The organism is Pseudomonas sp. FG47, from assembly GCF_057809115.1.
Genome location: NZ_JBMDJI010000022.1, coordinates 1 through 25,597, shown reverse-complemented (window position 1 = coordinate 25,597; position 25,597 = coordinate 1). Strand labels below are relative to the sequence as shown.

At 66.3% G+C, this 25,597-nt stretch carries 21 protein-coding genes and 1 pseudogene; 18 read left to right on the top strand and 4 right to left on the bottom strand.

Annotated features, from left to right (window positions below):
* Positions 1-435 precede the first annotated feature (435 nt).
* The 13 genes and pseudogenes from ACODS5_RS16820 to ACODS5_RS16760 all read left to right on the top strand — a co-directional run.
* A pseudogene (locus ACODS5_RS16820) lies at positions 436-960 on the top strand (methyl-accepting chemotaxis protein); the annotation flags it as partial.
* Between the two features lie 153 nt (positions 961-1,113).
* The gene (locus ACODS5_RS16815; RefSeq protein ID WP_489109204.1) at positions 1,114-2,868 is read left to right on the top strand and encodes a protein-disulfide reductase DsbD; all 1,755 of its coding nucleotides are present in this window, start codon (positions 1,114-1,116) and stop codon (positions 2,866-2,868) included.
* 178 nt (positions 2,869-3,046) lie between these two features.
* Entirely contained in the window at positions 3,047-3,499 is a 453-nt protein-coding gene (gene aroQ, locus ACODS5_RS16810) for a type II 3-dehydroquinate dehydratase (protein WP_011535870.1), read from the top strand.
* Between the two features lie 99 nt (positions 3,500-3,598).
* Positions 3,599-4,063 (top strand): acetyl-CoA carboxylase biotin carboxyl carrier protein, encoded by a 465-nt coding sequence (gene accB, locus ACODS5_RS16805; RefSeq protein ID WP_134692518.1) that lies wholly within the window; start codon positions 3,599-3,601, stop codon positions 4,061-4,063.
* Between the two features lie 17 nt (positions 4,064-4,080).
* A complete protein-coding gene (accC, locus tag ACODS5_RS16800; RefSeq protein WP_134692520.1) occupies positions 4,081-5,436 on the top strand; it encodes an acetyl-CoA carboxylase biotin carboxylase subunit in 1,356 nt (451 codons plus the stop codon).
* A gap of 302 nt (positions 5,437-5,738) precedes the next feature.
* The gene (prmA, locus tag ACODS5_RS16795) at positions 5,739-6,617 is read left to right on the top strand and encodes a 50S ribosomal protein L11 methyltransferase (protein WP_489109203.1); all 879 of its coding nucleotides are present in this window, start codon (positions 5,739-5,741) and stop codon (positions 6,615-6,617) included.
* A 42-nt stretch (positions 6,618-6,659) separates the two neighbouring features.
* Complete coding sequence (locus ACODS5_RS16790) at positions 6,660-7,967, top strand: DUF3426 domain-containing protein (RefSeq protein ID WP_489109202.1); 1,308 nt, start codon at positions 6,660-6,662, stop codon at positions 7,965-7,967.
* Positions 7,968-8,172: 205 nt separating this feature from the next.
* Positions 8,173-9,186, top strand: coding sequence for a tRNA dihydrouridine synthase DusB (gene dusB / locus ACODS5_RS16785; protein WP_217852467.1), 1,014 nt, complete (start codon positions 8,173-8,175; stop codon positions 9,184-9,186).
* The gene (gene fis, locus ACODS5_RS16780) at positions 9,183-9,503 is read left to right on the top strand and encodes a DNA-binding transcriptional regulator Fis (RefSeq protein WP_134692528.1); all 321 of its coding nucleotides are present in this window, start codon (positions 9,183-9,185) and stop codon (positions 9,501-9,503) included. The genes dusB and fis overlap by 4 nt, the downstream gene beginning before the upstream one ends.
* Before the next feature lie 76 nt (positions 9,504-9,579).
* Entirely contained in the window at positions 9,580-11,187 is a 1,608-nt protein-coding gene (gene purH, locus ACODS5_RS16775; RefSeq protein ID WP_489109201.1) for a bifunctional phosphoribosylaminoimidazolecarboxamide formyltransferase/IMP cyclohydrolase, read from the top strand.
* A 181-nt stretch (positions 11,188-11,368) separates the two neighbouring features.
* Positions 11,369-12,664 (top strand): phosphoribosylamine--glycine ligase, encoded by a 1,296-nt coding sequence (gene purD / locus ACODS5_RS16770; protein ID WP_489109200.1) that lies wholly within the window; start codon positions 11,369-11,371, stop codon positions 12,662-12,664.
* A 135-nt stretch (positions 12,665-12,799) separates the two neighbouring features.
* Positions 12,800-15,565, top strand: a complete 2,766-nt coding sequence (locus ACODS5_RS16765; protein ID WP_134692534.1) for a hybrid sensor histidine kinase/response regulator — start codon at positions 12,800-12,802, stop codon at positions 15,563-15,565.
* A gap of 173 nt (positions 15,566-15,738) precedes the next feature.
* Positions 15,739-16,335 (top strand): MarC family protein, encoded by a 597-nt coding sequence (locus tag ACODS5_RS16760; RefSeq protein ID WP_134692536.1) that lies wholly within the window; start codon positions 15,739-15,741, stop codon positions 16,333-16,335.
* A gap of 12 nt (positions 16,336-16,347) precedes the next feature.
* Here the strand turns inward: ACODS5_RS16760 and cobJ are convergent, their stop codons facing one another.
* From cobJ to cobG, 4 genes are read right to left on the bottom strand one after another with little or no spacing between them, the layout of a single operon-like run.
* Positions 16,348-18,045: a precorrin-3B C(17)-methyltransferase gene (gene cobJ / locus ACODS5_RS16755; protein WP_489109199.1), complete on the bottom strand. Its 1,698-nt coding sequence runs from the start codon at positions 18,043-18,045 to the stop codon at positions 16,348-16,350.
* Entirely contained in the window at positions 18,033-18,767 is a 735-nt protein-coding gene (locus tag ACODS5_RS16750; protein ID WP_177414240.1) for a precorrin-2 C(20)-methyltransferase, read from the bottom strand. The genes cobJ and ACODS5_RS16750 overlap by 13 nt, the downstream gene beginning before the upstream one ends.
* A complete protein-coding gene (locus ACODS5_RS16745) occupies positions 18,764-19,390 on the bottom strand; it encodes a precorrin-8X methylmutase (RefSeq protein ID WP_134692540.1) in 627 nt (208 codons plus the stop codon). The genes ACODS5_RS16750 and ACODS5_RS16745 overlap by 4 nt, the downstream gene beginning before the upstream one ends.
* On the bottom strand, positions 19,383-20,708 hold the full coding sequence (gene cobG, locus ACODS5_RS16740) for a precorrin-3B synthase (RefSeq protein ID WP_489109198.1): 1,326 nt from the start codon (positions 20,706-20,708) through the stop codon (positions 19,383-19,385). Before cobG ends, ACODS5_RS16745 begins: the two co-directional genes overlap by 8 nt.
* Before the next feature lie 111 nt (positions 20,709-20,819).
* Here cobG and cbiE point away from each other — a divergent pair, with 111 nt between their 5' ends.
* From cbiE to ACODS5_RS16715, 5 genes are all read left to right on the top strand, one after another.
* Positions 20,820-22,031 carry a precorrin-6y C5,15-methyltransferase (decarboxylating) subunit CbiE gene (gene cbiE, locus ACODS5_RS16735; protein ID WP_134692544.1) on the top strand — a complete coding sequence of 404 codons (1,212 nt, stop codon included), beginning with the start codon at positions 20,820-20,822 and terminating at the stop codon, positions 22,029-22,031.
* Positions 22,024-23,118 carry a cobalt-precorrin-5B (C(1))-methyltransferase gene (locus ACODS5_RS16730; RefSeq protein ID WP_489109197.1) on the top strand — a complete coding sequence of 365 codons (1,095 nt, stop codon included), beginning with the start codon at positions 22,024-22,026 and terminating at the stop codon, positions 23,116-23,118. The genes cbiE and ACODS5_RS16730 overlap by 8 nt, the downstream gene beginning before the upstream one ends.
* Positions 23,115-23,843 (top strand): cobalt-precorrin-6A reductase, encoded by a 729-nt coding sequence (locus ACODS5_RS16725; RefSeq protein WP_489109196.1) that lies wholly within the window; start codon positions 23,115-23,117, stop codon positions 23,841-23,843. Before ACODS5_RS16730 ends, ACODS5_RS16725 begins: the two co-directional genes overlap by 4 nt.
* 338 nt (positions 23,844-24,181) lie before the next feature.
* Positions 24,182-24,619 (top strand): NfeD family protein, encoded by a 438-nt coding sequence (locus ACODS5_RS16720; RefSeq protein ID WP_134692558.1) that lies wholly within the window; start codon positions 24,182-24,184, stop codon positions 24,617-24,619.
* Positions 24,620-24,646: 27 nt separating this feature from the next.
* Entirely contained in the window at positions 24,647-25,501 is an 855-nt protein-coding gene (locus tag ACODS5_RS16715) for an SPFH domain-containing protein (protein WP_217852442.1), read from the top strand.
* The last annotated feature ends 96 nt before the right edge of the window (positions 25,502-25,597 follow it).

The following is a 25,597-nucleotide window of genomic DNA, read 5'->3' as shown; positions in this document are numbered from 1 at the left end:
GCGCTGTCGCGCTGGGCCGAGGGCGACTTCGCCCATGCCATCGACCTGGGCCGGACCAACCGCGAGCTGCATGACATCGAGGAATCGCTCAACCGCCTGCGCCAGTACCTGGTGGAGCTGGTCGGCACCCTGCGCCGCAACGCCGAACAGGTGGCCGGCAGCAGCCACGCCCTGGCGGGCATGAGCAGCGCCTTGCACGACGGCGCCGAACGCCAGGCCGGCGACACCGCGCAGATCCGCGATGCCCTGGGCGAGCTGGAGGCGACCATCCAGCAGGTGGCCGGCGACGCCAGCGCCGCCGCCGACGCCAGCCGCGATGCCGGCCAGGCCGTCGAACGGGGCCAGACGGTGATCGGCCAGAGCCTGTCCGGCCTGCGCGCCCTGGTCGACGAGGTGCAGGGCAATGCGCGCATGATCGAACAACTGGCCGAGGAATCGGCCACCATCGGCGGCGTGCTCACGGTGATCCGCGCGATCGCCGAGCAGACCAACCTGCTGGCGCTCAACGCCGCCATCGAGGCCGCCCGGGCTGGCGAAATGGGCCGCGGCTTCGCCGTGGTCGCCGATGAAGTACGCTCGCTGGCCCAGCGCACCACCGGCGCCACCGGCGAGATCCAGGCCCTGATCGACCGCCTGCAACAGGCCGCACGCGACTCGGTGGACGGCATGCGCACGCAGCTGGAGCATGCCGAGGCCACCGCCAGCCAGGCGCAGTCGGCCGATGGCGCGCTGGATGCGATCGTCAACGCCATCGGCACTATCGCCGGGACCGCGCTGCGCATCGCCGAGGTGACCGCCCAGCAAACCGGCGCGGTGAGCGAGATTCGCGATCACAGCGAGCGTATTCACGCGCTGGGCGAGGACAACCTGAAACGCATCGGCGAAGGACGCCAGCAGGGCGAGCAGTTGCTCAAGCTGGGGGGCGAGTTGAATATGGCAGTGCGGACGTTCCGGCTATGACATCGGCATGCCCTCGAGCGCGACACAAGGCCGCTCCTACAGGAAACCGCGCTCCCCTGTAGGAGCGGCCTTGTGTCGCGACGGGCCGCGCAGCGGCCCCAATTTCGGCCAACTCCGCTATCATGCCGCCAGGTTCCACCTCGCGAGTCCGTCATGCGCCGCCTGTTTTTCCTGTTGTTCCTGCTGCTGGCCAGCCCCGTGTTCGCCACGGGCCTGCTCGACAACCGCCCCAGCGCCACCCTCGGCGCCGTCAGCAACAGCGCCGATTTCCTGCCGGTGCACGAGGCCTTCAAGCTCAGCCTGGTCCAGGCCGACGCCCACACCGTCAAGCTGCGCTTCGTCGCCACCGACGGCTACTACCTGTACCGCCACCGCTTGCAGTTGCGCACGGAACCGGCAGACATCAAGCTGGGCACGCCACACATCCCCGCGGGCGAAGCCAAGCACGACGAGTTCTTCGGCGATGTCGAGGTCTACCACGGCGTGCTCGACATCGAGCTGCCGCGCAACGACCCGCGCGCCTTCACCTTGCTGGTGGGCTACCAGGGCTGCGCCGACAAGGGCCTGTGCTACCCGCCGCAAACCGAGCGGCTGGGCATCGGCGGCGAAGGCCCGGCGCAGCCGGGCGGCGCCGAGCAGGGCTGGAGCTGGAAATCCCTGGCGCTGTTCTTCCTCGCCGGGGTCGGCCTGACCTTTACCCCCTGCGTGCTGCCCATGTTGCCGATCCTCTCGGGCGTGGTCCTGCGCGGCCAGGTCGGCGGCCTGCGCGGCTTGTCGCTGTCGCTGGCCTACGTGCTGCCGATGGCCGCCAGCTTCGCCGTGCTCGGCGCGCTGATGGGGCTGTTCGGCGCCGGCCTGAACCTGCAGGCACGGCTGCAGTCGGCCTGGGTGCTGGTGCCGTTCGCGGCGTTCTTCGTGCTGTTCGCCCTGGCCATGTTCGGCCTGTTCGAGATCAAGCTGCCCCAGGCCCTGAGCACCCGCCTGGACAAGGTCGCCAACCGCACCCAGGGCGGTTCGCTGCTGGGCGCGGCGATCCTCGGCGTGTTGTCCAGCCTGTTGGTGTCGCCTTGCGTGTCGGCACCGCTGGCCGGCGCGCTGCTGTACATCAGCGCCAGCGGCGATGCCCTCGGCGGCGCGCTCAAGCTGTTCGCCCTGGGCCTGGGCATGGGCGCCCCGCTGCTGCTGGTGGCGACCGGTGGCGCTGCCTGGCTGCCCAGGAGCGGCCCGTGGATGAATACCGTCAAGAACGCCATCGGCGTGCTGCTGCTGGGCCTGGCCATCGGCCTGCTCAGCCGGGTGCTGCCAGGGCCGGTCACGCTGCTGCTGATCGGCCTGCTGGCCGCCGGCGTGGCGCTGTTCCTCGGCGCCCTGGAATTCGTGGTCAAGCCTGCGCGCGAGCGCTTGGCGCAACTGCTCGGCCTGGTGCTGCTGGTCTATGCCCTGGCCTGTTGGTACGGTGCCCTGAGCGGCCAGGGCGATCCCCTGCGGCCGTTACCGCCGCCCGTGGCCGGCACCGCTGCCGTGGCCAAGGCCGATGCCTGGCAGACCCTCACCAGCCCGGCCGAGCTCGACGCCGCCCTGGCCGAGGCCAAGGCCGCCGGCCAGCCGGTGCTGCTGGACTGGTACGCCGACTGGTGCATCAGCTGCAAGGTGATCGAACACGACGTGCTCACGGCGCCACCGGTGCAAGCGCAACTGGGCGCGTTCCGCCTGTTGCGCCTGGACATCACCGCGAGCGACGCCGCGCAGCGCGCGCTGCTCGATCGCTACCAGCTGTTCGGCCCGCCGGCACTGATGTTCTTTGCGGCGAACGGCGGCGAAATGACTGACGATCGGGTGATCGGCGAGATAAACGCCGGCGATTTTGCCCAGGTACTGGCCCGCGTGCGCGGCCAACTCGGTCTATAACTTCCCGCAGCCTGGGAAAAATCGGCAATCCAGTGACCAAAGTTAATCATCCGGTCACATACTTTGCGCGAATCTCGGACATCGTGCTGGCTATTGCCGGGAACTGGACACCCAGCGCCCGTTCCGGCATAGTCGCCGCGCTATGTCGAATTGCCCTACAAAAACCAAGGAACCGCAGATGGCAACCCTACTGGTGCTGCACGGCCCCAACCTGAACCTGCTCGGCACCCGTGAACCGGGCCACTACGGCGCGGCCACCCTCGCCCAGATCAATCAGGACCTGGAGCAGCGCGCCCGCGCCGCCGGCCATCATCTGCAGTACCTGCAGAGCAATGCCGAATACGAATTGATCGACCGGATCCACGCCGCGCGCAATGAAGGCGTGGACTTCATCCTGATCAATCCGGCCGCTTTCACGCATACCAGCGTCGCATTACGTGACGCGTTGCTCGCGGTGAGCATCCCATTCATCGAAGTGCACTTGTCCAACGTGCACAAGCGTGAACCGTTCCGCCACCACTCCTACTTTTCCGATGTCGCCGTAGGGGTGATCTGCGGCCTGGGCGCCACCGGCTACCGGCTGGCCCTGGAGTCCGCGCTGGAACACCTGGCTGCCAACGCACAGCCCTGATGACACAAAGCCTTGGCCCAATAGGCCAAGGCTCAGGTGAAACGTTTTCGACACGTTTTCAAACTACGTCCCCGACCGAACCTTGGGAGTTGCTGATTAATGGATATCCGTAAAGTCAAAAAGCTGATCGAACTGCTGGAAGAGTCCGGCATCGACGAACTGGAGATCAAGGAAGGCGAAGAGTCCGTTCGCATCAGCCGTCACAGCAAGACCCCGGCCGGCGCCCAGTACTTCGCCGCCCCAGCACCGATGGCCGCTCCGGTTGCCGCAGCCGCCCCGGTCGCCGCCGCTGCCGCGCCAGCCGCTGAAGCTGCCGCCCCAGCGCTGAAAGGCACCGTGATCCGCTCGCCGATGGTCGGTACCTTCTACCGCAAGCCATCGCCGACCTCGCCGAACTTCGCTGAAGTGGGCCAGGCCGTGAAGAAAGGCGACACCCTGTGCATCGTCGAAGCCATGAAGATGATGAACCACATCGAAGCCGACATCGGCGGTGTGATCGACGCCATCCTGGTGGAAGACGGCCAGCCGGTTGAGTTCGACCAGCCGCTGTTCACCATCGTTTGATTCGCGGAGAGCCAACGATGTCTGGGAAGCTCGAAAAAGTTCTGATCGCCAACCGCGGGGAAATTGCCCTGCGGATCCTGCGTGCCTGCAAAGAGCTGGGCATCAAGACCGTCGCCGTGCACTCCACGGCCGACCGTGAACTGATGCACCTGGGCCTGGCAGACGAGTCGGTCTGCATCGGCCCTGCATCGTCCAAGGATTCCTACCTGCACATTCCAGCGATCATCGCCGCTGCCGAAGTGACTGGCGCCACCGCCATCCACCCAGGCTACGGGTTCCTCGCGGAAAACGCCGACTTCGCCGAGCAGGTGGAAAAGTCCGGCTTCGCCTTCATCGGCCCGAAAGCCGACACCATTCGCCTGATGGGCGACAAGGTCTCGGCCAAGGACGCGATGATCAAGTCGGGCGTACCGACCGTACCGGGCTCCGACGGCCCGCTGCCGGAAGACGAAGAAACCGCGCTGGCCATTGCCCGTGAGGTTGGCTACCCGGTGATCATCAAGGCCGCCGGTGGCGGTGGTGGTCGCGGCATGCGCGTGGTGCACAAGGAAGAGGACCTGATCGCCTCGGCCAAGCTGACCCGCACCGAAGCCGGTGCCGCCTTCGGCAACCCGATGGTCTACCTGGAGAAGTTCCTGACCAACCCACGTCACGTGGAAGTCCAGGTGCTGTCCGACGGCCAGGGCAACGCCATCCACCTGGGCGACCGTGACTGCTCGCTGCAGCGCCGCCACCAGAAGGTACTGGAAGAAGCCCCGGCTCCGGGCATCGACGAGAAGGCCCGTCAGGAAGTCTTCAAGCGTTGCGTCGACGCGTGCATCGAAATCGGCTACCGCGGTGCAGGCACCTTCGAGTTCCTGTACGAGAACGGCCGCTTCTACTTCATCGAGATGAACACCCGCGTCCAGGTCGAGCACCCGGTCTCGGAAATGGTCACCGGCATCGACATCGTCAAGGAGATGCTCAGCATCGCCGCTGGCAACAAGCTGTCGTTCCGCCAGGAAGACGTGGTCATCCGTGGCCACTCGCTGGAGTGCCGGATCAACGCCGAAGACCCGAAGAAGTTCATCCCGAGCCCAGGCAAGGTCAAGCACTTCCACGCCCCGGGCGGCAACGGCGTGCGCGTCGATTCGCACCTGTACAGCGGCTACTCGGTTCCGCCGAACTACGATTCGTTGATCGGCAAGCTGATCACCTACGGCAAGGACCGCGACGAAGCCATGGCGCGCATGCGCAATGCCCTGGACGAGATCGTCGTCGACGGCATCAAGACCAACATCCCGCTGCACCGCGACCTGGTGCGTGATGAAGGTTTCTGCAAAGGCGGCGTCAACATCCACTACCTCGAGCACAAACTGGCCAACCAGGAGTGATCGCGTTAGCGTGATGCAGAAAAACCCCGGCCCAGCGCCGGGGTTTTTTATTGCCCCCAGGCTTGCAAGGCCCCGTGTAGGAGCGGCCTTGCGCCGCGAAAGGGCTGCACGGTAGCCCCAGCGATCCATGCCCCACATTGAAACCTTGGGACTGCTCCGCAGTCCTTTCGCGGCACAAGGCCGCTCCTACACAAGACCCTGCCACCTTCTGGCTTCTCTACAAACCCCCCACACTCGCGTAAACTGGCGGCCTTTTCGCGCAGCCTCGGGCTGCCCCTGTCGATTTACCAAAGGTGCCCGCCATGCCCTGGCTGCAAGTACGCCTGGCCATCAGCCCGGAACAAGCCGAAACCTACGAAGACGCCCTGCTGGAAGTTGGGGCCGTCTCGGTGACCTTCATGGATGCCGAAGACCAGCCGATCTTCGAACCGGACCTCAACACCACCCCCCTGTGGTCGCACACTCACCTGCTGGCCCTGTTCGAGGCCGACGCCGAACCTGAGCAGGTATTCGCCCACCTGCGCCTGCTGACAGGAACCGAGCTGCCCGAACATGAAGCCGAGGTGATCGAGGACCAGGACTGGGAACGCAGCTGGATGGACAACTTCCAGCCCATGCGTTTCGGCCAGCGCCTGTGGATCGTGCCAAGCTGGCACGAAGCCCCTGAAAAAGATGCGGTCAACCTGCTGCTCGACCCGGGCCTGGCCTTCGGCACTGGCACCCACCCGACCACCGCGCTGTGCCTGGAGTGGCTCGACGGCCAACAGCTGCAAGGCACCCAGGTGCTGGACTTCGGCTGCGGCTCGGGCATCCTGGCCATCGCCGCGCTGCTGCTCGGCGCCCGCCAGGCGGTCGGCACCGACATCGACGTGCAGGCCATCGAGGCCTCCCGTGACAATGCCCAGCGCAATGGTATCGCCGACGACAAGTTCGACCTGTACCTGCCCGAACAGATGCCGGCCATGCAGGCCGACGTGCTGGTCGCCAACATCCTCGCCGGCCCGCTGGTGGCATTGGCGCCGCAACTGTCCAACCTGGTCCGCCCCGGTGGCCTGCTGGCGTTGTCGGGCATCCTCGCCGAGCAGGGCGAGGAAGTGGCAGCCGCCTACGCCGCCGACTTCGACCTGGACCCTATCGTCATGCGCGACGGCTGGGTACGCATCAGTGGTCGCCGCCGCTAAGCGCGCCTAGACTCAACACCTGCCCAGCCTCCGGATCGCCGCATGACCGACAGTTTCGTCACCCAGTGCCCGCATTGCCAGACCAGCTTTCGCGTCACTCATCACCAGTTGAGCGTGGCGCGCGGCGTGGTGCGCTGCGGCAACTGCCTGCAGGTGTTCAACGCGGCCAAGCAACTGCTGGAGCAGAACCGCGCCGGCGGGCAGCCTGTAGAGCCGCCAGCGCCAGCAACCGTGCAGCCGCCCAGCGAGCCGCCGGCGCCGGTGGCCAGCGAGCGGGCGCCGATGAGCGAAGAGGACTGGGCCGTCACCGCCGAGCAGCTGGACGCACTGGACCTCGACCAGGAACTGGCGCGCCTCGAACGCCGCAGCCCCGGCGACCGCCGCCAGGCGCCTGTGCAAGGCGTGCTGCAGGCCCGCCGTGACGACCAGGGCGCGGACGAAGCCGACGCCAAACCATTCGGCACCGCAACCGACGAGCGTCCCGAGCCCGCAGCGGAACCCGAGGAGGCGCCGGTACTGCTCGAACAAGAGGCGCTGGACCTGGAACCCGTCGTCGACGCGCGCACGGAGCCGACCCTCGGCGCCACCGACCTGGACCTGGACGACGAACCGTCCGTGCGCCATCCGTCGGCCGACAGCGATTTCAACAGCCAGCCCCTCTCCAACCACGACGACCCCGTGCCAGAACGGGGCTTGTCGGCCCTGGACGACGATGTACGCGGCGAACGTCTATCCGCTCGCGACGAGGACGAAGCCGAGGTGCGCCTGGCGCCGAGCCCGGTAGCGAAGGCCGAGCGCCCGCGCAAGGAGCCGCTGATCGACGTGGTCGACGACCCGTTGCAATTGGGCTGGGAAAAGCCCGCGCCCAACTGGGGCAAGCGCCTGCTGTGGGGCGTGCTGACCCTGCTCGCCGCCGGCCTGCTGGCGTTCCAGTACGTCTGGTACCACTTCGACGAGATGGCCCGCCAGGACCAGTACCGCCCGTGGTTCCAGCAACTGTGCCCGATGTTCGGCTGCCAGGTGCCGACCCGCGTCGACATTTCGCGGATCAAGAGCAGCAACCTGGTGGTGCGCAGCCACCCCGACTTCAAGGGCGCGCTGATCGTCGATGCGATCATCTACAACCGCGCTCCGTTCGCCCAGCCTTTCCCGCTGCTGGAACTGCGCTTCGCCGACCTCAGCGGCCAGCTGATCGCCAGCCGCCGCTTCAAGCCCAGCGAATACCTGTCGGGCGAACTGGCCGGCCGCGGCGAGATGCCCAGCCAAACCCCGATCCACATCGCCCTGGATATCCTCGACCCCGGGCCGAAGGCGGTGAACTACAGCCTGAGCTTCCGCTCGCCGGAGTAAGCGACAAGCGGCAAGCTTCAAGCCGCAAGTAAAAGCCTGCCTGCAGGCCTCTTGCAGCTTGAAGCTTGCCGCTTGGCACTGGGCGTCATAACGCCGCAACTGTTCAGATTTTATCCAGATTCATCTTTATCCGGTCATCGAGAGCGGGTATCATGCCAACCCTTTTTCGAACTCCAATGATTCGGCCCCACAACAGGGAACACCTATGTCGGCGGTACGCATCGGCCCTTACACACTGCAGAACAACCTGATCCTGGCCCCCATGGCAGGGGTCACGGACCAGCCTTTCCGTACCCTGTGCAAACGCCTCGGGGCGGGCATGGTGGTGTCGGAGATGGTTTCCAGCGACATGCGCCTGTGGAACAGCCGCAAGTCGAGCCTGCGGCGCATCCATGAAGACGATCCCGAGCCGCGCTCGGTACAGATCGCCGGCGGCGACGCGCAGATGATGGCCGAGGCCGCGCGCGCCAACGTCGCCGCGGGCGCGCAGATCATCGACATCAACATGGGCTGCCCGGCGAAAAAAGTCTGCAACAAGGCCGCCGGCTCTGCTTTATTGAGAGATGAAGCCTTGGTCAGCGAGATCCTCCATGCCGTCGTCGGCGCCGTGGACGTGCCGGTGACCCTTAAGATTCGCACCGGCTGGGACCGGGCGAACAAGAACGGCCTGAATGTGGCGAGGATCGCCGAGCAGGCCGGCATCCAGGCGCTGGCGGTGCATGGCCGCACACGCGCCGACCTGTACACCGGTGACGCCGAGTACGACACCATCGCGGCGATCAAGCAGGCGGTGTCGATCCCGGTGTTCGCCAACGGCGACATCACCTCGCCGGAAAAGGCCCGGGCGGTGCTGCATGCCACCGGTGCCGACGGCCTGCTGATCGGCCGTGCCGCCCAAGGGCGGCCGTGGATCTTCCGCGAGATCGAGCATTACCTGCGCACGGGCGAGCACCTGCCTGCCCCGGCGCTGGACGAAGTGGAACGCATTCTGCTGGAACACCTGGCCGCGCTGCATGCCTTTTATGGCGATGTGATGGGCGTGCGTATCGCCCGCAAGCACGTTGGCTGGTACCTGGCGACCCGACCCGGCGGCAAGGAGTTCCGCAGCCGGTTCAACGCTTTGCAAGATACACAAGCGCAGTGCGCCAACGTTCAGGCGTTTTTCGCCGAACGTCGACAGAGCCTTGGGACAGAGGACGAACAAGGGGTGGCCGCATGACGATGATGACCGAGACATTAGTGAGTGGAACAACGCCCGTGAGCGACAACGTCAACCTCAAGCAGCACCTGAACACGCCGAGCGAGGAGGGCCAGACCCTGCGCGGCAGCGTCGAGAAGGCGTTGCACAACTACTTCGCCCACCTGGAAGGCGCTACCGTCACGGACGTGTACAACCTGGTGCTCTCGGAGGTCGAGGCGCCGCTGCTCGAAAGCGTGATGAACTACGTCAAGGGCAACCAGACCAAGGCCAGCGAGATGCTCGGGCTCAACCGAGGCACGCTGCGCAAGAAGCTCAAGCAGTACGATCTGTTGTAAGGCCAGAACCCCAACCAAAAAGGCGCTCGTCACGAGGCGCCTTTTTTGCTGACTCCACCGCGTTATGGAATCTGAAATGACCGACCAGACTACCCGCCTGCCGATCCGCCGCGCCCTGATCAGCGTCTCCGACAAGACCGGGATCCTCGAATTCGCCCGTGAGCTGCAACTGCTCGGTGTCGAGATCCTGTCCACCGGCGGCACCTACAAGCTGCTCAAGGACAACGGCGTCAACGCGGTGGAAGTGGCCGACTACACCGGCTTCGCCGAAATGATGGACGGCCGGGTCAAGACCCTGCATCCGAAGATCCACGGCGGCATCCTCGGCCGTCGCGGCACCGACGACGCCATCATGAACGAGCACGGCATCAAGCCGATCGACCTGGTTGCGGTCAACCTGTATCCATTCGAAGCCACCATCAACAAGCCAGGCTGCGACCTGCCGACCGCCATCGAGAATATCGACATCGGCGGCCCGACCATGGTCCGCTCGGCGGCGAAGAACCACAAGGATGTCGCCATCGTGGTCAACGCCAGCGACTACACCGGCATCGTCGAAGGCCTGAAGGCCGGCGGCCTGACCTACGCCCAGCGCTTCGACCTGATGCTCAAGGCGTTCGAGCACACTGCCGCCTACGACGGCATGATCGCCAACTACATGGGCACCATCGACCAGGCCAAGGACACCCTGTCCACCGAAGACCGCAGCGAGTTCCCGCGCACCTTCAACAGCCAGTTCGTCAAGGCCCAGGAAATGCGCTACGGCGAGAACCCGCACCAGAGCGCGGCGTTCTACGTCGAAGCCAAGAAAGGTGAAGCCAGCATTTCCACCGCCGTGCAGCTGCAGGGCAAGGAACTGTCGTTCAACAACGTGGCCGACACCGACGCCGCGCTGGAGTGCGTGAAGAGCTTCGTCAAGCCGGCCTGCGTCATCGTCAAGCATGCCAACCCATGCGGCGTGGCGGTCGTGCCTGAAGACGAAGGCGGCATCCGCAAGGCCTATGACCTGGCCTACGCCACTGACACCGAGTCGGCCTTCGGCGGCATCATCGCCTTCAACCGCGAACTGGACGGCGAAACCGCCCAGGCCATCGTCGAGCGCCAGTTCGTCGAAGTGATCATCGCCCCGAAAATCTCCCAGGCCGCTCGCGACGTGGTTGCCGCCAAGCAGAACGTGCGCCTGCTGGAATGCGGCGAGTGGCCAGCCGAGCGCGCTGGCGGCTGGGACTTCAAGCGCGTCAACGGTGGCCTGCTGGTGCAGAGCCGCGATATCGGCATGATCAGCGCCGATGACCTGAAGATCGTCACCAAGCGTGCCCCGACCGAGCAAGAGATCCACGACCTGGTGTTCGCCTGGAAAGTGGCCAAGTTCGTCAAGTCCAACGCCATCGTCTACGCCAAGCAGCGCCAGACCATCGGTGTCGGCGCCGGCCAGATGAGCCGGGTCAACTCCGCGCGCATTGCCGCGATCAAGGCCGAACACGCGGGCCTGCAGGTGCAGGGCGCGGTCATGGCGTCGGATGCGTTCTTCCCGTTCCGAGATGGCATCGACAACGCGGCTAAAGTGGGTATCAGCGCCGTGATCCAGCCGGGTGGCTCGATGCGTGATGCCGAGGTGATTGCCGCCGCCGACGAAGCCGGTATCGCCATGGTCTTCACCGGCATGCGCCACTTCCGCCACTGATTATGGCAATCGGCCGCACTGAAGCAGGCATCTGCTGCGTTGGGGCCGGTTCCGCTGATGCTCATTGCCATAAGGCAACTGCGCTCATCGGAACCGTCCCCGCCTTGCATCTACCTGCTTCATTGCGACCTCGTACAGCGAGGGGTTTTGCCTCTCGTTCGACAGATTTCGAGGTTTTGACATGAAAGTTTTGATCATCGGCAGTGGCGGTCGCGAACACGCCCTGGCCTGGAAAGTCGCCCAGGACCCACGGGTCGAGAAAATCTTCGTGGCCCCCGGTAACGCCGGCACCGCCAGCGAAGCCAAGTGCGAAAACGTCGCCATCGACGTCACCGCCCTGGAGCAACTGGCCGACTTCGCCGAGCAGAACGTCGACCTGACCATCGTCGGCCCGGAAGCGCCACTGGTCATCGGCGTCGTCGACCTGTTCCGCAGCCGCGGCCTGGACTGCTTCGGCCCAACCAAGGGCGCGGCCCAGCTGGAAGGCTCCAAGGCGTTCACCAAGGACTTCCTGGCGCGCCACAAGATCCCCACCGCCGACTACCAGAACTTCACCGAGATCGAGCCGGCCCTGGCCTACCTGCGTGAAAAAGGCGCGCCGATCGTGATCAAGGCCGATGGCCTGGCCGCCGGCAAGGGCGTGATCGTCGCCATGACCCTGCAGGAAGCCGAAGACGCCGTGCGCGACATGCTCGCCGGCAACGCCTTCGGCGATGCCGGCTCGCGCGTGGTGATCGAAGAATTCCTCGACGGCGAGGAAGCCAGCTTCATCGTCATGGTCGACGGCCACAACGTGCTGCCGATGGCCACCAGCCAGGACCACAAGCGCGTCGGCGACCAGGACACCGGCCCGAACACCGGCGGCATGGGCGCCTATTCGCCAGCCCCGGTGGTCACCGCCGACGTGCACCAGCGGGTGATGGACCAGGTGATCTGGCCGACCGTGCGTGGCATGGCCGAGGAAGGCAATGTCTACACCGGCTTCCTGTATGCCGGCCTGATGATCGACAAGGCGGGCAACCCCAAGGTCATCGAGTTCAACTGCCGCTTCGGCGACCCGGAAACCCAGCCGGTCATGCTGCGCCTGGAGTCGAGCCTGGTGCTGCTGATCGAAGCAGCCTTCGCCAAGGCCCTGGACAAGGTCGAAGCACAGTGGGACCCGCGCCCGAGCCTGGGCGTGGTCCTGGCTGCCGGTGGCTACCCGGGCGACTACGCCAAGGGTGCCGCGATCAGTGGCCTGGACGCCGCGGCCAAGCTCGAAGGCAAGGTGTTCCATGCTGGCACCGCACTCAAGGATGGCCAGGTGGTAACCGCCGGCGGCCGCGTGCTTTGCGCCACCGCCATGGGCGCCACCGTCGAGGCCGCCCAGCAGCAAGCCTACCGCCTGGCCGAGCAGGTCAAGTGGGAAGGCAGCTTCTACCGCAGCGACATCGGCTATCGGGCCATCGCCCGCGAGCGCGGTGAACACCAGCAGTAACCTTGCCGCCAATGGCCGTGGCGCCCGCGCGCCCGGCCTTCGGCTCGTCGCCAAGGCTCCCTTGGGGCCTTGCCTTCGCGTCGGCGCGCCGCGCATAGTTGTGCTCCGGCACATCAGCTAAGAAAGGATTTCGTCGTGCGTCGGCTTCGGATTGCCACTGCCCTCATCGTCAGCCTGCTGACCCTGCTCTGCCTGCTTCCGGCGCAAGCCGAACCGGGCACTGGTTGGTCGGCGCTGCTCGACGAGCAGGCCAGCCTGCAGCTCTCCGACGTGCGCTCCGAGCGCTACCGCAACCAGTTCAGCCCCCTGGCGCTGAACGAGCTGGATGCCGCCCTCCCCGACCAGGCCTTGTGGCTGCACTATCGCCTCGAACCCGGCGAGCAGGAGCAACTGGTCCGTATATTCGCCCCCGACCTGTCCCGCCTGGACCTCTACGCCCTCGAGGGCGACAAGCTGCTACGCCAGCTGCACCACGGCCGACAGGGCGATAATGCCAGCCCTACCCTACATGGCAGCGACCATGTGCTGCCGCTGCCGCGCAGCAGCCAGGCAGTGGATGTCTACCTGCGCCTGGTGTCGGAACACCAGCTACGCCCGGCGATCAGCCTGGAGCCGGCGGCCAAGGCTGCCGCCGACCAGCGCCAGCCGCTGCTGTTCGGCCTGTTGTTCGGCGGCCTGGTGATGCTGATCCTGCACAACCTGATCCGCTTCGCCTACACCCGCTCCAGCACCACCCTGACCCTGGCGCTGTACCACGCCCTGATGCTGCTCAGCGCGCTGATCCTGCTGAACCTAAGCGGCCCCTGGTGGCACCTGTGGTACAGCGCCCAGACCCCAGCCGCCTACCTGACCCTGGTGCTGGCCGGGCTGGCTGGGCTGTTCTTCACCCTGCACTTCTTCACCCCACGCAGCTCGGCCAGGTTGAACCGCCTGCTGCACATGGAGATGCTGGTGGCCGGGGTCAGCGGCCTGGTGCTGCTGTTCGTCGACACCTTGCCGCTGAACCTGATGACCTATGCCCTGCTCGCCCTGGGCAGCCTGAGCATGCTGCTGATCAGCAGCTACCACTGGTACCAGGGCTACACCCCGGCGCGGCTGTTCACCCTGGCCATGCTGGTGTTCAACCTTGGCGGCCTGGTGTTGCTGCCGGCCCTGCTCGGCCTCACCCGCACCTCCACGCCCTGGCTGCTGTGCGTGCTGCTGGCGCTCACCGTGGTCAGCGGCCTGTTGCTCAACCTGGCTGTCAGCGAACGCCTGCGACGGATCAGCGAGGAGCGCTTCAGCGCCAGCCGCGCCCTAGCCGCCAGCGACGCCGAGATCAACGCCAAGGCCGAGTTCCTGGCCAAGATCAGCCACGAGATCCGCACCCCCATGAACGGCGTGCTGGGCATGACCGAGCTGCTGCTGGGCACGCCGCTGTCGGTCAAGCAACGCGACTACGTGCAGACCATCCACAGCGCCGGCAACGAACTGCTGACGCTGATCAACGAGATCCTCGACATCTCCAAGCTCGAGTCGCGGCAGATCGAGCTGGACGACGTGCAGTTCGACCTCAACGCGCTGATCGAGGACTGCCTGAACATTTTCCGGGCCAAGGCCGAGCAGCAGAACATCGAGCTGATCAGCTTCACCCAACCCCAGGTGCCACGGGTGGTCAGCGGCGATCCGACGCGCCTGCGCCAGGCCTTGTCGAGCCTGCTCGACAACGCGCTGAAGAACACCGAGCAGGGCGAGATCCTGCTGGTGGTGGCCCTCGACCAGCGCGGTGACACCCCACGCCTGCGGATCGCCGTGCAGGACAGCGGCGAGCCAATGCCACCGGCCGAGCGCGATGCCCTGCTGCAGGCCGAACTGCACAGCCGCCACTTCCTGTCCAGCAACAAGCTGGGCGGCCACCTCGGCCTGGTGATCGCCAAGCAACTGATCGGCCTGATGCAAGGCGAATTCGGCATCAAGACCAGCGCCAACATGGGCAACACCCTGTGGCTGACCCTGCCGCTGGATCCGCAGCGCCTGGAGCAGCCACCCACCGACCTCGACGGCCCGCTGCGCGATGCCCGGGTGCTGGTGGTCGACGACAACGATACCTGCCGCAAGGTCCTGGTGCAGCAATGCAGCGCCTGGGGCATGAACGTCAGCGCGGTGCCTTCCGGCAAGGAAGCCCTGGCCCTGCTGCGCACCAAGGCGCACCTGCGCGACTACTTCGACGCCGTGCTGCTGGACCAGAACATGCCCGGCATGACCGGCATGCAGCTGGCGGCGAAGATCAAGGAAGACCCGAGCCTGAACCACGACATACTGGTGGTGATGCTCACCGGCATCAGCAATGCGCCGAGCAAGATCATCGCGCGCAATGCCGGGGTCAAGCGCATCCTCGCCAAGCCGGTAGCCGGCTACACGCTCAAGACCACATTGGCCGAGGAACTGGCGCTGCGCGGCCGCGAGCTGGCCATGCCGAGCGTGCCAATGGGCACTGCGCCTGCGCTGGACCTGCCCCGCGACTTCCGTATCCTGGTGGCCGAGGACAACAGCATCTCGACCAAGGTCATCCGTGGCATGCTCGGCAAGCTCAACCTCGAACCAGACACCGCCGCCAACGGCGAGGAAGCCTTGCAGGCGATGAAGGCGCGGCGCTACGACCTGGTGCTGATGGACTGCGAGATGCCGATCCTCGATGGCTTCTCCGCCACCCAGCAGATCCGCGCCTGGGAAACCGCCAACCAGCGTCCGCGCACACCGGTGGTGGCGTTGACCGCGCACATCCTCACCGAGCACAAGGAGCGTGCGCGCCTGGCCGGCATGGACGGGCACATGGCCAAGCCGGTGGAGCTGTCGCAGTTGCGCGAGCTGGTGCAGTTCTGGGCGGGGCAGCGGCAGGTGGTTACCGATCCCCTCGACTGAAAAGCCGCAGGTGCAGGAGCGGCCTTGCGTCCCGAATGGAGCACGCAGCGGCCTGCGGCCATTTTCGCGATGACTCAGATCCTGGGGCCGCTGCGCAGCCCTTTCGCGGCACAAGGCCGCTCCTACAGGATCCGTGCTATACAGTGGCATCTTCCGGCCGCGGACCTACCGCCATGCTCCATGAGTTGTTCAGCGTCTATCTGAAAATGCTCGTGCTCTACAGCCCGTTCTTCGTGCTGTCGTGCTTCATCGGCCTGACCCGCGGCCACTCCAGCAAGGAACGCAAGCAACTGGCCTGGCGCGTGGCCATCGCCACGCTGATCGCCAGCGTGCTGCTGTACCTGTTCGGGCGGGTGATTTTTGGTGTGTTCGGCATCACTGCCGACGCCTTTCGCATCGGCGCAGGTTCGGTGCTGTTCATCTCGGCACTGGGCATGGCCCAGGGCAAGTCGGCGGTACAGACCGACAACGTGCAGCAGGATGTGACCATCGTGCCGCTGACCATCCCGCTGACCGTGGGCCCCGGCACCATCGGCGCGCTGCTGGTGATGGGCGTTGGCCAGCCGCACTGGGACGACAAGCTGCTGGCCATCGTCAGCATCGCCCTGGCCAGCTTCACCGTGGGCCTGGTGCTGTACCTCTCGCACCGCATCGAGCGGTTGCTCGGCGACCAGGGCTTGCAGATCGTCAGCCGCTTGATGGGGCTGTTTGTCTGCGCCCTGGCGGCGCAGATCATCTTCACTGGGATCAAGGGCTACCTGGTGCCCTGATCCCGGATCGCTTCAGGGCTTGGCCGGGTACCAGCGCGGGGTGTAAACCCACTCGCCACCGTCGGCGCGGGGAAAGGTACAGGTGGTCGAGGAGCCGACCAGCACCATGGTGCGCATGTCGACCATCTCGGGCGCCAGCTCGCCCAAGGTCACCACCCGCAGGGTCTGCCCCGGCCGGCCGATATCACGGCCCAGCACCACGGGAGTGCCTGCGTCGCGATGGCGGCGTACCACCTCCAGTGCCACACCCAGCTGATGCGGCCGGGCCTTGGAGATCGGGTTGTAGAACGCCAGCACCAGATCCGCCTGGGCCGCCAGGTCGAGGCGTTTCTCGATGATCGACCAGGGCTTGAGGTTGTCCGACAGCGACATCACGCAGAAGTCGTGGCCCAGTGGCGCCCCCGCCTGGGCGGCGGTAGCCAGCGAGGCCGAAACGCCGGGCAGGATCTCCAGCTCGACCCGCTGCCAGGCCGGGTCACTGGATTCGTGGAGCGCTTCGAGCACTGCGGCGGCCATGGCGAACACGCCCGGATCGCCCGACGATACCACCACCACCGAACGCCCTTGTGCCGCCAGCTCGAAGGCATGGCGAGCGCGCTGCATTTCTTCGCGGTTGTCGGTGCAATGCAGCACCTGATCGTCGCGCAAAGGGCCGGCCATGCGCACGTAGGTTTCGTAACCCAGCACATCCTGCGCACGCGCCAGTTCCGCCTTGACCGCCGGCACCATCAGCTCGGCGGCACCAGGGCCCAGGCCGATCACGGCCAGGCGACCACGGCGCCGGCCAATGCGGTCGATGTCGACAGGTGCCGGGCAAACGGCATGGGCGAGCCCCACGGACGAACCCACCCGCGCTTGCGGCACTGCATCAGCCAGCATCCGCTCCAGGCTCTCGGCGGCCGGAGCGAAGCGCAGGGCGACATTCAGTGCCTGTGCAGCTTCGTGCAGAGCCGGCTCCGCCATCTCGGTTTCGCTCGCCAGCAGGCAGGCCAGCGCGGGCTCGGCGATGTTCGCCCGCAGCAGTTCCTCGCGTACCTGGTGCACCAGGTCGGCGCTACCGGCCGTGACCGCCACCACCACGCAACGCGCATGGATCAGCAGTTCGTCCCGGCTGGCCGGGCGCAGTGCGCTGCCCACGTGGATAGTGCGTTGCGCATCGTCACTGGCGGGCAGCTGCGCCTGTTCGAGCCACGGCGCGTCGCCTTCGACACGCACCGCCTCGCCCGCCAGCAGGTCGGAGACGAACCGCTTGCCCTGCTCCAGGTCCGCCAGCGCGTAACCCTCGGGCGGGTTGAGCAGGCAGGTGCCAAAGCGCAGCTCGCCACTGGTGGTGATCGCCGCACCCACGCCCAGCGCCTCACCGATCTCTCGGGCCATGACGTTGACCCCACCCAGGCCCCCGAGCAGTGGCACCACGGCGCTGCCGTCCTCGGCCACGGCCAGTACCGGTGGCTCGACACCTTTTTCGCTCAACAGCGGCGCCAGGGTGCGAATGACAATACCCGCCGCGCACAGGGCGATGATCGGCGTGTCTTGCCGATACAGCTCGCGCAGGGTGTCGCCGAAGACTGCGTAGTAATGGTCGGCCCCCTCCACACGCCCTTGCAGGCCATGGATCTTGGCCTGCGGATAGCGTTGCTGGATACGCTGCGCGGTGGCCAGGCTGCCTGGGCCGAGAATGACGATTGCCGGTGCTCTCATCCCTGCCATTTCTCACCCGGCACGATGATCAGCGAGAAGTATGGCGAGGACTGTGGGTCGACCGCGTCCAGCGCGACGATCTTCTGGTTGGCCATGGTCGCCCGCTCCACGTACAGCGCACGGCCATCCAGGCCCAGCTCGCCGAGCACCTGGCGTACCTTGGGGAAGTTGCGTCCCAGCTTCATGATCACAGCCGCGTCGGCAGCAGCCAGGCGCTGCTTGAGCTCTTCATGGGGCAATACACCGGAGAGCACGGTGAGGGTCTGGTTGCGATACACCAGCGGCGCGCCGAGCACCGAGGCGCCTCCAAGCATCGAGCAGACGCCCGGAATCACCTGTGCCTCGTAGCGTGGTGCCAGGCGATCGTGCAGGTACATGTAGGAGCCGTAGAAGAACGGGTCCCCTTCGCAGATCACCGCCACGTCGCGGCCGGCGTCCAAGTGTTCGGCCACCTGCACGCTGGCTTCGTCGTAGAAGTCGCTGATCACCTGCTCGTAGGACAGCGGCGCCGGCAGTACCTCGGTGGTCACCGGGTAGACCAGCGGCAGCAGGGTCTGCTCGGCTTGCAGGTGCGTCTCGATGATGCCGAAGGCATTGCCGCGCTTGCCCTTGGCCACGAAATACGCCACCACGGGTGCCTCGCGCAGCAGGCGCAGGGCCTTGACCGTGATCAGCTCAGGGTCGCCCGGGCCTACGCCCAGGCCCAGCAGTCGTCCGCGTGCGTGCATCATTCCACCTCCGTGGCCAGGGCGTTGACCGCGGCGGCAGCCATCGCGCTGCCGCCCAGGCGGCCCTGCATGATCACGAACGGCACGCCACGGCTGTCGGCGGCAAGCATGGCCTTGGATTCGGCGGCGCCGACAAAACCGACCGGAAAGCCGAGGATCAACGCCGGCTTCGGCGCACCGGCATCGAGCATTTCCAGCAGGTAGAACAGCGCGGTCGGCGCGTTGCCAATCACCACCACACTGCCTTCCAGGTGCGGGCGCCACAGTTCCAGGGCCACGGCGGAGCGGGTGTTGCCTTCGGCCTTGGCCAAGTCCGGCACGCTCGGGTCGCGCAGGGTGCAGATCACCGGGTTATTGGCCGGCAGGCGTGCACGGGTGATGCCCTCGGCGACCATATGCGCGTCGCAGAGTATCGGCGCGCCCTTGGCCAGGGCCACACGACCAGCGCTGCCCGCGCCTTCGGAGAACTGCAGGCCATCGATGGCCTCGACCATGCCGCAGGCATGGATCACCCGCACGGCGAGCTTTTCCAGATCGGCGGGAATACGTTCAAGGCGGGCTTCCTCGCGGATAATCCGGAAGGAATTGCGATAGATCTCCTGACCATCGCGGATGTAGTCAATCATCAAGGTGCTCCGTCGGCAGGTCGAGCATGACGCCTGCTTCTTCTGCGGTGAGGTTGGCTGCGCGCAGCCTGCCGAAACCCGGCTGGCGCGCATCGCGCAAGTAAAGATCATAACGACCCGGGGCACGGGCCAGCAGGGTGGCCGCAGCTGGGTGGGCCATGGCACAGGAACGTGGGCAGGCGGACAGGTGCACGCTGCCCGGGGCGCCTTGCGGCAACAGGCCGGCCAGGGTCACGGCATCGGCCTTGGTGTCGGCCTGGGCCTTGGCGCACCCGCTGGAGCCGGTGCAGGCGACGACCCGCGCCAGCGGGTGCTCGCTGTGGCACAGCATGCCGCAGGCCATCAGTTGCGCGCGTGCGTTTTCCAGCTCCGCCGGCTCGAGGGAGGTCAGCACCAGGCTCTGCCAAGGGCTCAGCCGCAAGCTGCCATCGCCCCATTGCCGGGCGATACGCGCGGCGCCGCGCAGCATTGCCGGCGTCAGGCGCCCCAGGGGTGGCGCGACGCCCAGCGCCATGCCCTGGCGCTGGGGCAGCACGCCCAACCATGGGCTTGTCGTCGTCGGGCGCTGCCAGGCCACCGCGGTGGTCTCGATCTGGATCGCCAGCCCTTCCAGAAAATGCTCCACCGGGCACGTCTGCAGCAATTGACGCATGCGCGACTGCTCGGGCGTCGCCAGGTCGAGGAAGCGCTCCAGTACCGCGCGCACCAGCGCCAGCCCTTGCTCCACCGGCACAGCCCCCAGCACCTGGCCGCTCGACAGGCTGCTCGCGAGTCCGAAGCGCAGCCAGACACGGCCTGCGCGTGGCATCGCGGACAGCCACAAATCATGGGCGTGCTCGAGCATCGCCAACGCTTCGCCGCCATCGAGTTGCACGGCGAACTTGGCCGACAGCTTGTGGAACCTGGGGGTGCTTTCCAGCAGGTCGAGGATTTGCCCGGCCAATGGCCGGGTGTCGCACAACATGGCCGGATCAAGCCCGGCCAGTGGGCTGAGCATGAGGTTGCGCACATCATCACCGGCCGCGTCACGTGGGCCGAGCCCGGCAGCCAGCAGATGCTCGACCAGCCCGCTGTGATCCTGGCCTACGCCACGAATCTGCAGATTGGCGCGGTTGGTCGCCTCGATCACGCCTGCGGCAAAACGCTCGGCGGCGTCGGCAACGGCGTCGGCCTGGTCGGCCAGCAGCAGGCCACCGGGCAGCTTGATCCGGCAAATACCGCCATCGCGCGCGGCGACGATGCGCCACAACCCCGGGCAGGCCGAGGGACGGGGCGAAACTTCGGAAGGTAGGGGCGGCGTCAAAGGGGCATCCGGCAATCGTGAAAGTGCGCTTCAGTGTAGAAGGCGCGGTATTATGCCTGCTTTGTCCGGCGGCATGAAAAACCGGTGGTCGAACGCCCCGCGATCAATGAACGGTACGAGGAACAGATGGCCCCCTGGCTGACAGTAATAGGCATCGGCGAAGACGGCTTCAGCGGCCTGGGCAAACAGGCCCGGCGCGCCCTGCTGTCGGCCACGCGCATCATCGGTGCCCCGCGCCAGCTGGCCCTGCTGCCCCGCTGCGTCACCGCCGAGCAACTGCACTGGCCCAGCCCCTTCTCCCTGGCCCCGGTCCTGGCCCTGCGCGGCGCGCCGGTATGCGTATTGGCCAGCGGCGACCCGATGTTCTACGGCGTCGGCGCCAGCCTGGCGCGCCAGCTGCCCGCCGACGAACTGCAAGTGCTGCCGATGCCCTCCTCCTGCGCCCTCGCCGCCGCCCGCCTGGGCTGGCCGCTGCAGGACGTGCAGGTGGTCTCGGTGGTCGCCCGCCCACTGGCGGCGCTCAATGCCCACCTGTACAGCGGCATGCGCCTGCTGGTGCTGAGCAACGACGAAAGCAGCCCGGCGGCCATTGCCGCGCAGCTGCGCGAACGTGGCTTCGGCCCCAGCCGTCTGCAGGTGCTCGAACACCTCGGCGGCCCACAGGAACGAACGCTGAGCGGTACCGCCGACGACTGGCCACATACCGACATCGCTCTACTCAACCTGGTCGCCATCGAATGCCAGGCCTCGCTTGACGCCCCGCGCCTGCCGCGCGTGGCCGGCCTGCCTGACAGCGCTTTCCGTCACGACGGCCAACTGACCAAGCGCGACGTGCGAGCAATCACCTTGGCCCGCCTGGCACCGCAACCGGGTGAGCTGCTGTGGGACGTAGGCGCCGGTTGCGGCTCCATCGGCATCGAATGGATGCGCGCCCACCCCAGCTGCCGCACCCTTGCGATCGAGGCTGACGAGGGCCGCCAGGGCTACATCGAATGCAACCGCGACACCCTCGGCGTGCCCGGCCTGCAACTGATCCGCGGCAAGGCACCCGAAGCGTTGGCCGGCCTGGAACGTCCGGACGCGATCTTCATCGGCGGCGGCGTCACCCGCGAAGGCATGCTCGACCTGTGCTGGGAGCGCCTGCTGCCAGGCGGACGCCTGGTTGCCAACGCCGTCACGCTGCAAAGCGAAGTCACCCTGGCGCAGTTCCGCGACCAACACGGCGGCGAGCTGACCCGTATCCATATCGCCCACACCCAGCCACTGGGCAGCTTCGACACCTGGCGCCAGGCCCTGCCGATCACTTTGCTCGACGTGGTGAAGCCCGTCGATGCGTGAAGAAACCCGCGAACAGCCCGCGCCCCTGCGCAGCGGCCTGACCACCGGCAGCTGCGCCACCGCCACCAGCCTGGCGGCGGCGCGCCTGCTGCTGACCGGCCAGCACAATGACGCGGTGCGCATCACCCTGCCCAAGGGCAAGGTGGTAGAGATGCGCCTGGAGTTCTGCCATCTCAAAGGCGAAGCCGCCGAAGCCGGCACCCTGAAAGATGCCGGCGACGACCCCGATGTCACCCATGGCGCCCTGCTCTACAGCCAGGTACGCCTGCTGGCCGAGCCTGGCATTCGCTTTGTCGCCGGGCAAGGCGTGGGGACCGTGACCCGTCCGGGGCTGGTGCTGGGCGTCGGCGAGCCGGCGATCAACCCGGTGCCGCGCAGGATGATCAGCGATCACCTGCAACAGCTGGCGGTCGAGTGCGGCTATGGCGGCGGCTTCGAAGTGACGGTCAATGTCCAGGGCGGTGAGTCGCTGGCCCTGAAGACCATGAACCCACGCCTGGGCATCCTCGGCGGACTGTCGATCCTCGGCACCAGCGGCATCGTCCGGCCGTTTTCCTGCTCGGCCTACATCGCCTCGATCCACCAGGGCATCGACGTCGCCCACACCAACGGCTACATGCATATCGCCGCCTGCACCGGCAACGCCAGCGAAGACACCATGCGCCGGGTCTACGACCTGCCGGAGATCGCCCTGATCGAGATGGGCGACTTCGTCGGTGCCGTGCTCAAGCACCTGCGCAAGGTGCCGGTGCCGCGTCTCACGCTATGCGGTGGCTTCGGCAAGATCAGCAAGCTGGCCGCCGGGCACATGGACCTGCACAGCCGCCATTCGAGCATCGACCTGCCGCAGCTGGCGGGCTGGGCTGCCGACATTGGCGCCGACTCAGCGTTGCAAGCGGCGATCGTCGGCGCCAACACCAGCCAGCAGGCCCTCGCCCTGGCCCATGCCGCCGGTATCGCCTTGGGCGACGAAGTCTGCCGCCATGCGCTGAACTTCGCCCGCAGCGTGGTGCCGGCCCAGGTCCAGGTGGAGGTGTTCGCCATCGACCGCCAGGGCGGCATCGTCGGCAAGGCGGGTGTGCAATGAACGGGCGCATCCTGCTGCTGGGCGGTGTTACCGAGGCCCTGACCATCGCCCGTACACTCGGGCCGCAGCATATCTACAGCCTCGCCGGCATCGGCCGTATTCCCCAGGACCTGGCCTGCCAGGTGCGGGTCGGCGGCTATGGCGGCGCCGAAGGCCTGGCCAAGTACCTGCACGCCGAAGGCATCGACCTGCTGCTCGACGCTACCCACCCCTATGCCGCGCAGATCAGCCGCAACGCCGCCCTCGCCGCACGCAGCGCTGGCATTCCCTGCTGGGCCCTGCGCCGCCCGGCATGGCAGGCGCAGCCTGGCGATGACTGGCGAGAAGTCGAGGACTGGGCCGGGCTGATCGAGGCGCTGACACCGTTCGAGCGCCCCTTGTTCACCCTTGGCCGCGAACCCCTGCAACATCTGGACGAAATCCCCCCACACCAGTTCTGGACCCTGCGCGCCCTCGAAGCGTGTCCCGGCAACGAACGCTGCGAGGTGATCGGTGCGCGCGGACCATTCCTCATCGACGATGAGCGTGCCCTGTTCGAACGTCGACGGATCGACGTGCTGGTGAGCAAGAACAGTGGCAGCACGGCCACCGAGCCGAAGCTGGAAGTGGCAAGGGAGCGCGGGATTCCAGTGCTGGTGCTCAAGCGGCCGGTGCTGCCGGAGGTGGATCGAACTTTCCCTGATCCGAAACGGCTATTTGAGGCTCTGAGCTTCCGTCCTGAATAACCCGGCATCTTCCGAAACACATTGATGCTTTCATCGCTCCACAAGATTAAGCAAGGTGTAGCCCTTCCCAGGTACTTCGAATGGAGCCACCTCATGCCAGATACGCCCAAACGCCCCCCAGACACAGCTTATGAAAGTGCTCCCCCTGTCCTCAAAAGCGATTGGGACACCTGGTTTGCAAATGACGGTGTGACCAGCGACTTCATCATTCAGCGCGAACAGCTGGCCGATCAGCGTCGCGACACACTCTCCAGCAGAGTTTGTAAGGACAGGTAAATGGCCCTGTGCCTTTATCCTGCCGTACAATCACCTTCCCCCTTCTGGAAGGCTCCGCCCATATGGAAATGCAATGGTGGATCTGGCTCGTCTTCGGCGTGGCCCTGATCCTGCTGGAACTGGTGCTCCCCACCTTCTTCATTCTCTGGTTCGGCATCGGCGCCGTGCTGGTGTCGTTCGTCTCGCTGCTCGCCCCCAGCCTGCAACTCGATATGCAGGGTTTGCTGTGGGTGGTGTTTTCGTCGATCACCACCGTGCTCTGGTTCAAGGTGTTCCGGCGCAAGAAAGCGGACGTGCGCTGGACCGCCGACAGCGTGATCGGCGAGGTCGGCCTGCTGACCAGCGCCGTGTCGCAGTTCCAGAAAGGCCGCGTGCGTTTCCAGAAACCGATCCTCGGCAACGAGGAATGGACCTGTATCTCGGACAGCGATATCCCCGCCGGCGAGCGCGTGCGCCTGGCCGCCATCGAAGGCAACACCGCCCGGGTCACCCGGGCCTGAATCCGCACTAAAAGGAAGTTCGCAAGCATGACCAGCCTCATCGTCGTCGGCACCCTCGCCGCATTCGTACTGATCACCGTGTTCAAGGGCGTGCGCATCGTGCCCCAGGGCGAGGAATGGATCGTCGAGCGCCTGGGTCGTTACCACAGCACCCTCAAACCGGGCCTGAACATCGTCATTCCGTACATGGACGTGGTCGCCTATCGCCTGCCGACCAAGGACATCATCCTCGACGTGCAGCAGCAGGAAATCATCACCAAGGACAACGCGGTGATCGTCGCCAACGCCCTGTGCTTCGCCAAGGTGGTCGACCCGCAGAAGGCCTCCTACGGCGTGCAGAACTTCTCGTTCGCCGTCACCAGCCTGACCATGACCTCGCTGCGCGCCATCGTCGGCGCCATGGACCTGGACGAGGCGCTGTCCAGCCGCGAGCAGATCAAGGCGCGCCTGCGCGAGGCGATGTCCGAGCAGACCGAAGACTGGGGCGTGACCGTGCGCTCGGTGGAGATCCAGGACATCAAGCCGTCGCCGAGCATGCAGACCGCCATGGAGCGCCAGGCCGCCGCCGAGCGCGAGCGTAAAGCCGACGTGACCCGCGCCGAAGGCAACAAGCAGGCGGCGATCCTCGAGGCCGAGGCGCGCCTGCAAGCGGCCAAGCTGGATGCCGAGGCCCAGGTCAACCTGGCAGAAGCCTCGGCGCGGGCGATCACCCTGGTCAAGGAAGCGGTGGGCAGCGAGACCGTGCCGGCCATGTACCTGCTGGGCGAGCGCTACATTGGCGCGATGGAGAATCTGGCGGGTAGCGACAACGCCAAGGTGGTGGTGCTGCCGGCCGACCTGCAAGAGACCGTGCGCGGGCTGCTGGGCCGCGGCAAGGCCTGATAGCGCGGGTTCGCCGGCAAGCCGGCTCCTACGGGGTTCTCTGTATCTGTCTCTTATACACAAATCCGAGCCCACGAGACCTTACCGCACATCGCG

Bases quoted from the DNA above. Each gene is read 5' to 3' on its own strand.
- accC (WP_134692520.1), top strand. From the start codon at position 4,081: ATGTCTGGGAAGCTCGAAAAAGTTCTGATCGCCAACCGCGGGGAAATT.
- purD (WP_489109200.1), top strand. From the start codon at position 11,369: ATGAAAGTTTTGATCATCGGCAGTGGCGGTCGCGAACACGCCCTGGCC.
- ACODS5_RS16720 (WP_134692558.1), top strand. From the start codon at position 24,182: ATGGAAATGCAATGGTGGATCTGGCTCGTCTTCGGCGTGGCCCTGATC.
- prmA (WP_489109203.1), top strand. From the start codon at position 5,739: ATGCCCTGGCTGCAAGTACGCCTGGCCATCAGCCCGGAACAAGCCGAA.
- accB (WP_134692518.1), top strand. From the start codon at position 3,599: ATGGATATCCGTAAAGTCAAAAAGCTGATCGAACTGCTGGAAGAGTCC.
- ACODS5_RS16815 (WP_489109204.1), top strand. From the start codon at position 1,114: ATGCGCCGCCTGTTTTTCCTGTTGTTCCTGCTGCTGGCCAGCCCCGTG.
- fis (WP_134692528.1), top strand. From the start codon at position 9,183: ATGACGATGATGACCGAGACATTAGTGAGTGGAACAACGCCCGTGAGC.
- aroQ (WP_011535870.1), top strand. From the start codon at position 3,047: ATGGCAACCCTACTGGTGCTGCACGGCCCCAACCTGAACCTGCTCGGC.
- ACODS5_RS16725 (WP_489109196.1), top strand. From the start codon at position 23,115: ATGAACGGGCGCATCCTGCTGCTGGGCGGTGTTACCGAGGCCCTGACC.
- ACODS5_RS16745 (WP_134692540.1), bottom strand. From the start codon at position 19,390: ATGATTGACTACATCCGCGATGGTCAGGAGATCTATCGCAATTCCTTC.
- dusB (WP_217852467.1), top strand. From the start codon at position 8,173: ATGTCGGCGGTACGCATCGGCCCTTACACACTGCAGAACAACCTGATC.
- ACODS5_RS16790 (WP_489109202.1), top strand. From the start codon at position 6,660: ATGACCGACAGTTTCGTCACCCAGTGCCCGCATTGCCAGACCAGCTTT.
- ACODS5_RS16730 (WP_489109197.1), top strand. From the start codon at position 22,024: ATGCGTGAAGAAACCCGCGAACAGCCCGCGCCCCTGCGCAGCGGCCTG.
- ACODS5_RS16715 (WP_217852442.1), top strand. From the start codon at position 24,647: ATGACCAGCCTCATCGTCGTCGGCACCCTCGCCGCATTCGTACTGATC.
- cbiE (WP_134692544.1), top strand. From the start codon at position 20,820: ATGGCCCCCTGGCTGACAGTAATAGGCATCGGCGAAGACGGCTTCAGC.
- ACODS5_RS16760 (WP_134692536.1), top strand. From the start codon at position 15,739: ATGCTCCATGAGTTGTTCAGCGTCTATCTGAAAATGCTCGTGCTCTAC.
- ACODS5_RS16750 (WP_177414240.1), bottom strand. From the start codon at position 18,767: ATGATGCACGCACGCGGACGACTGCTGGGCCTGGGCGTAGGCCCGGGC.
- purH (WP_489109201.1), top strand. From the start codon at position 9,580: ATGACCGACCAGACTACCCGCCTGCCGATCCGCCGCGCCCTGATCAGC.
- cobJ (WP_489109199.1), bottom strand. From the start codon at position 18,045: ATGGCAGGGATGAGAGCACCGGCAATCGTCATTCTCGGCCCAGGCAGC.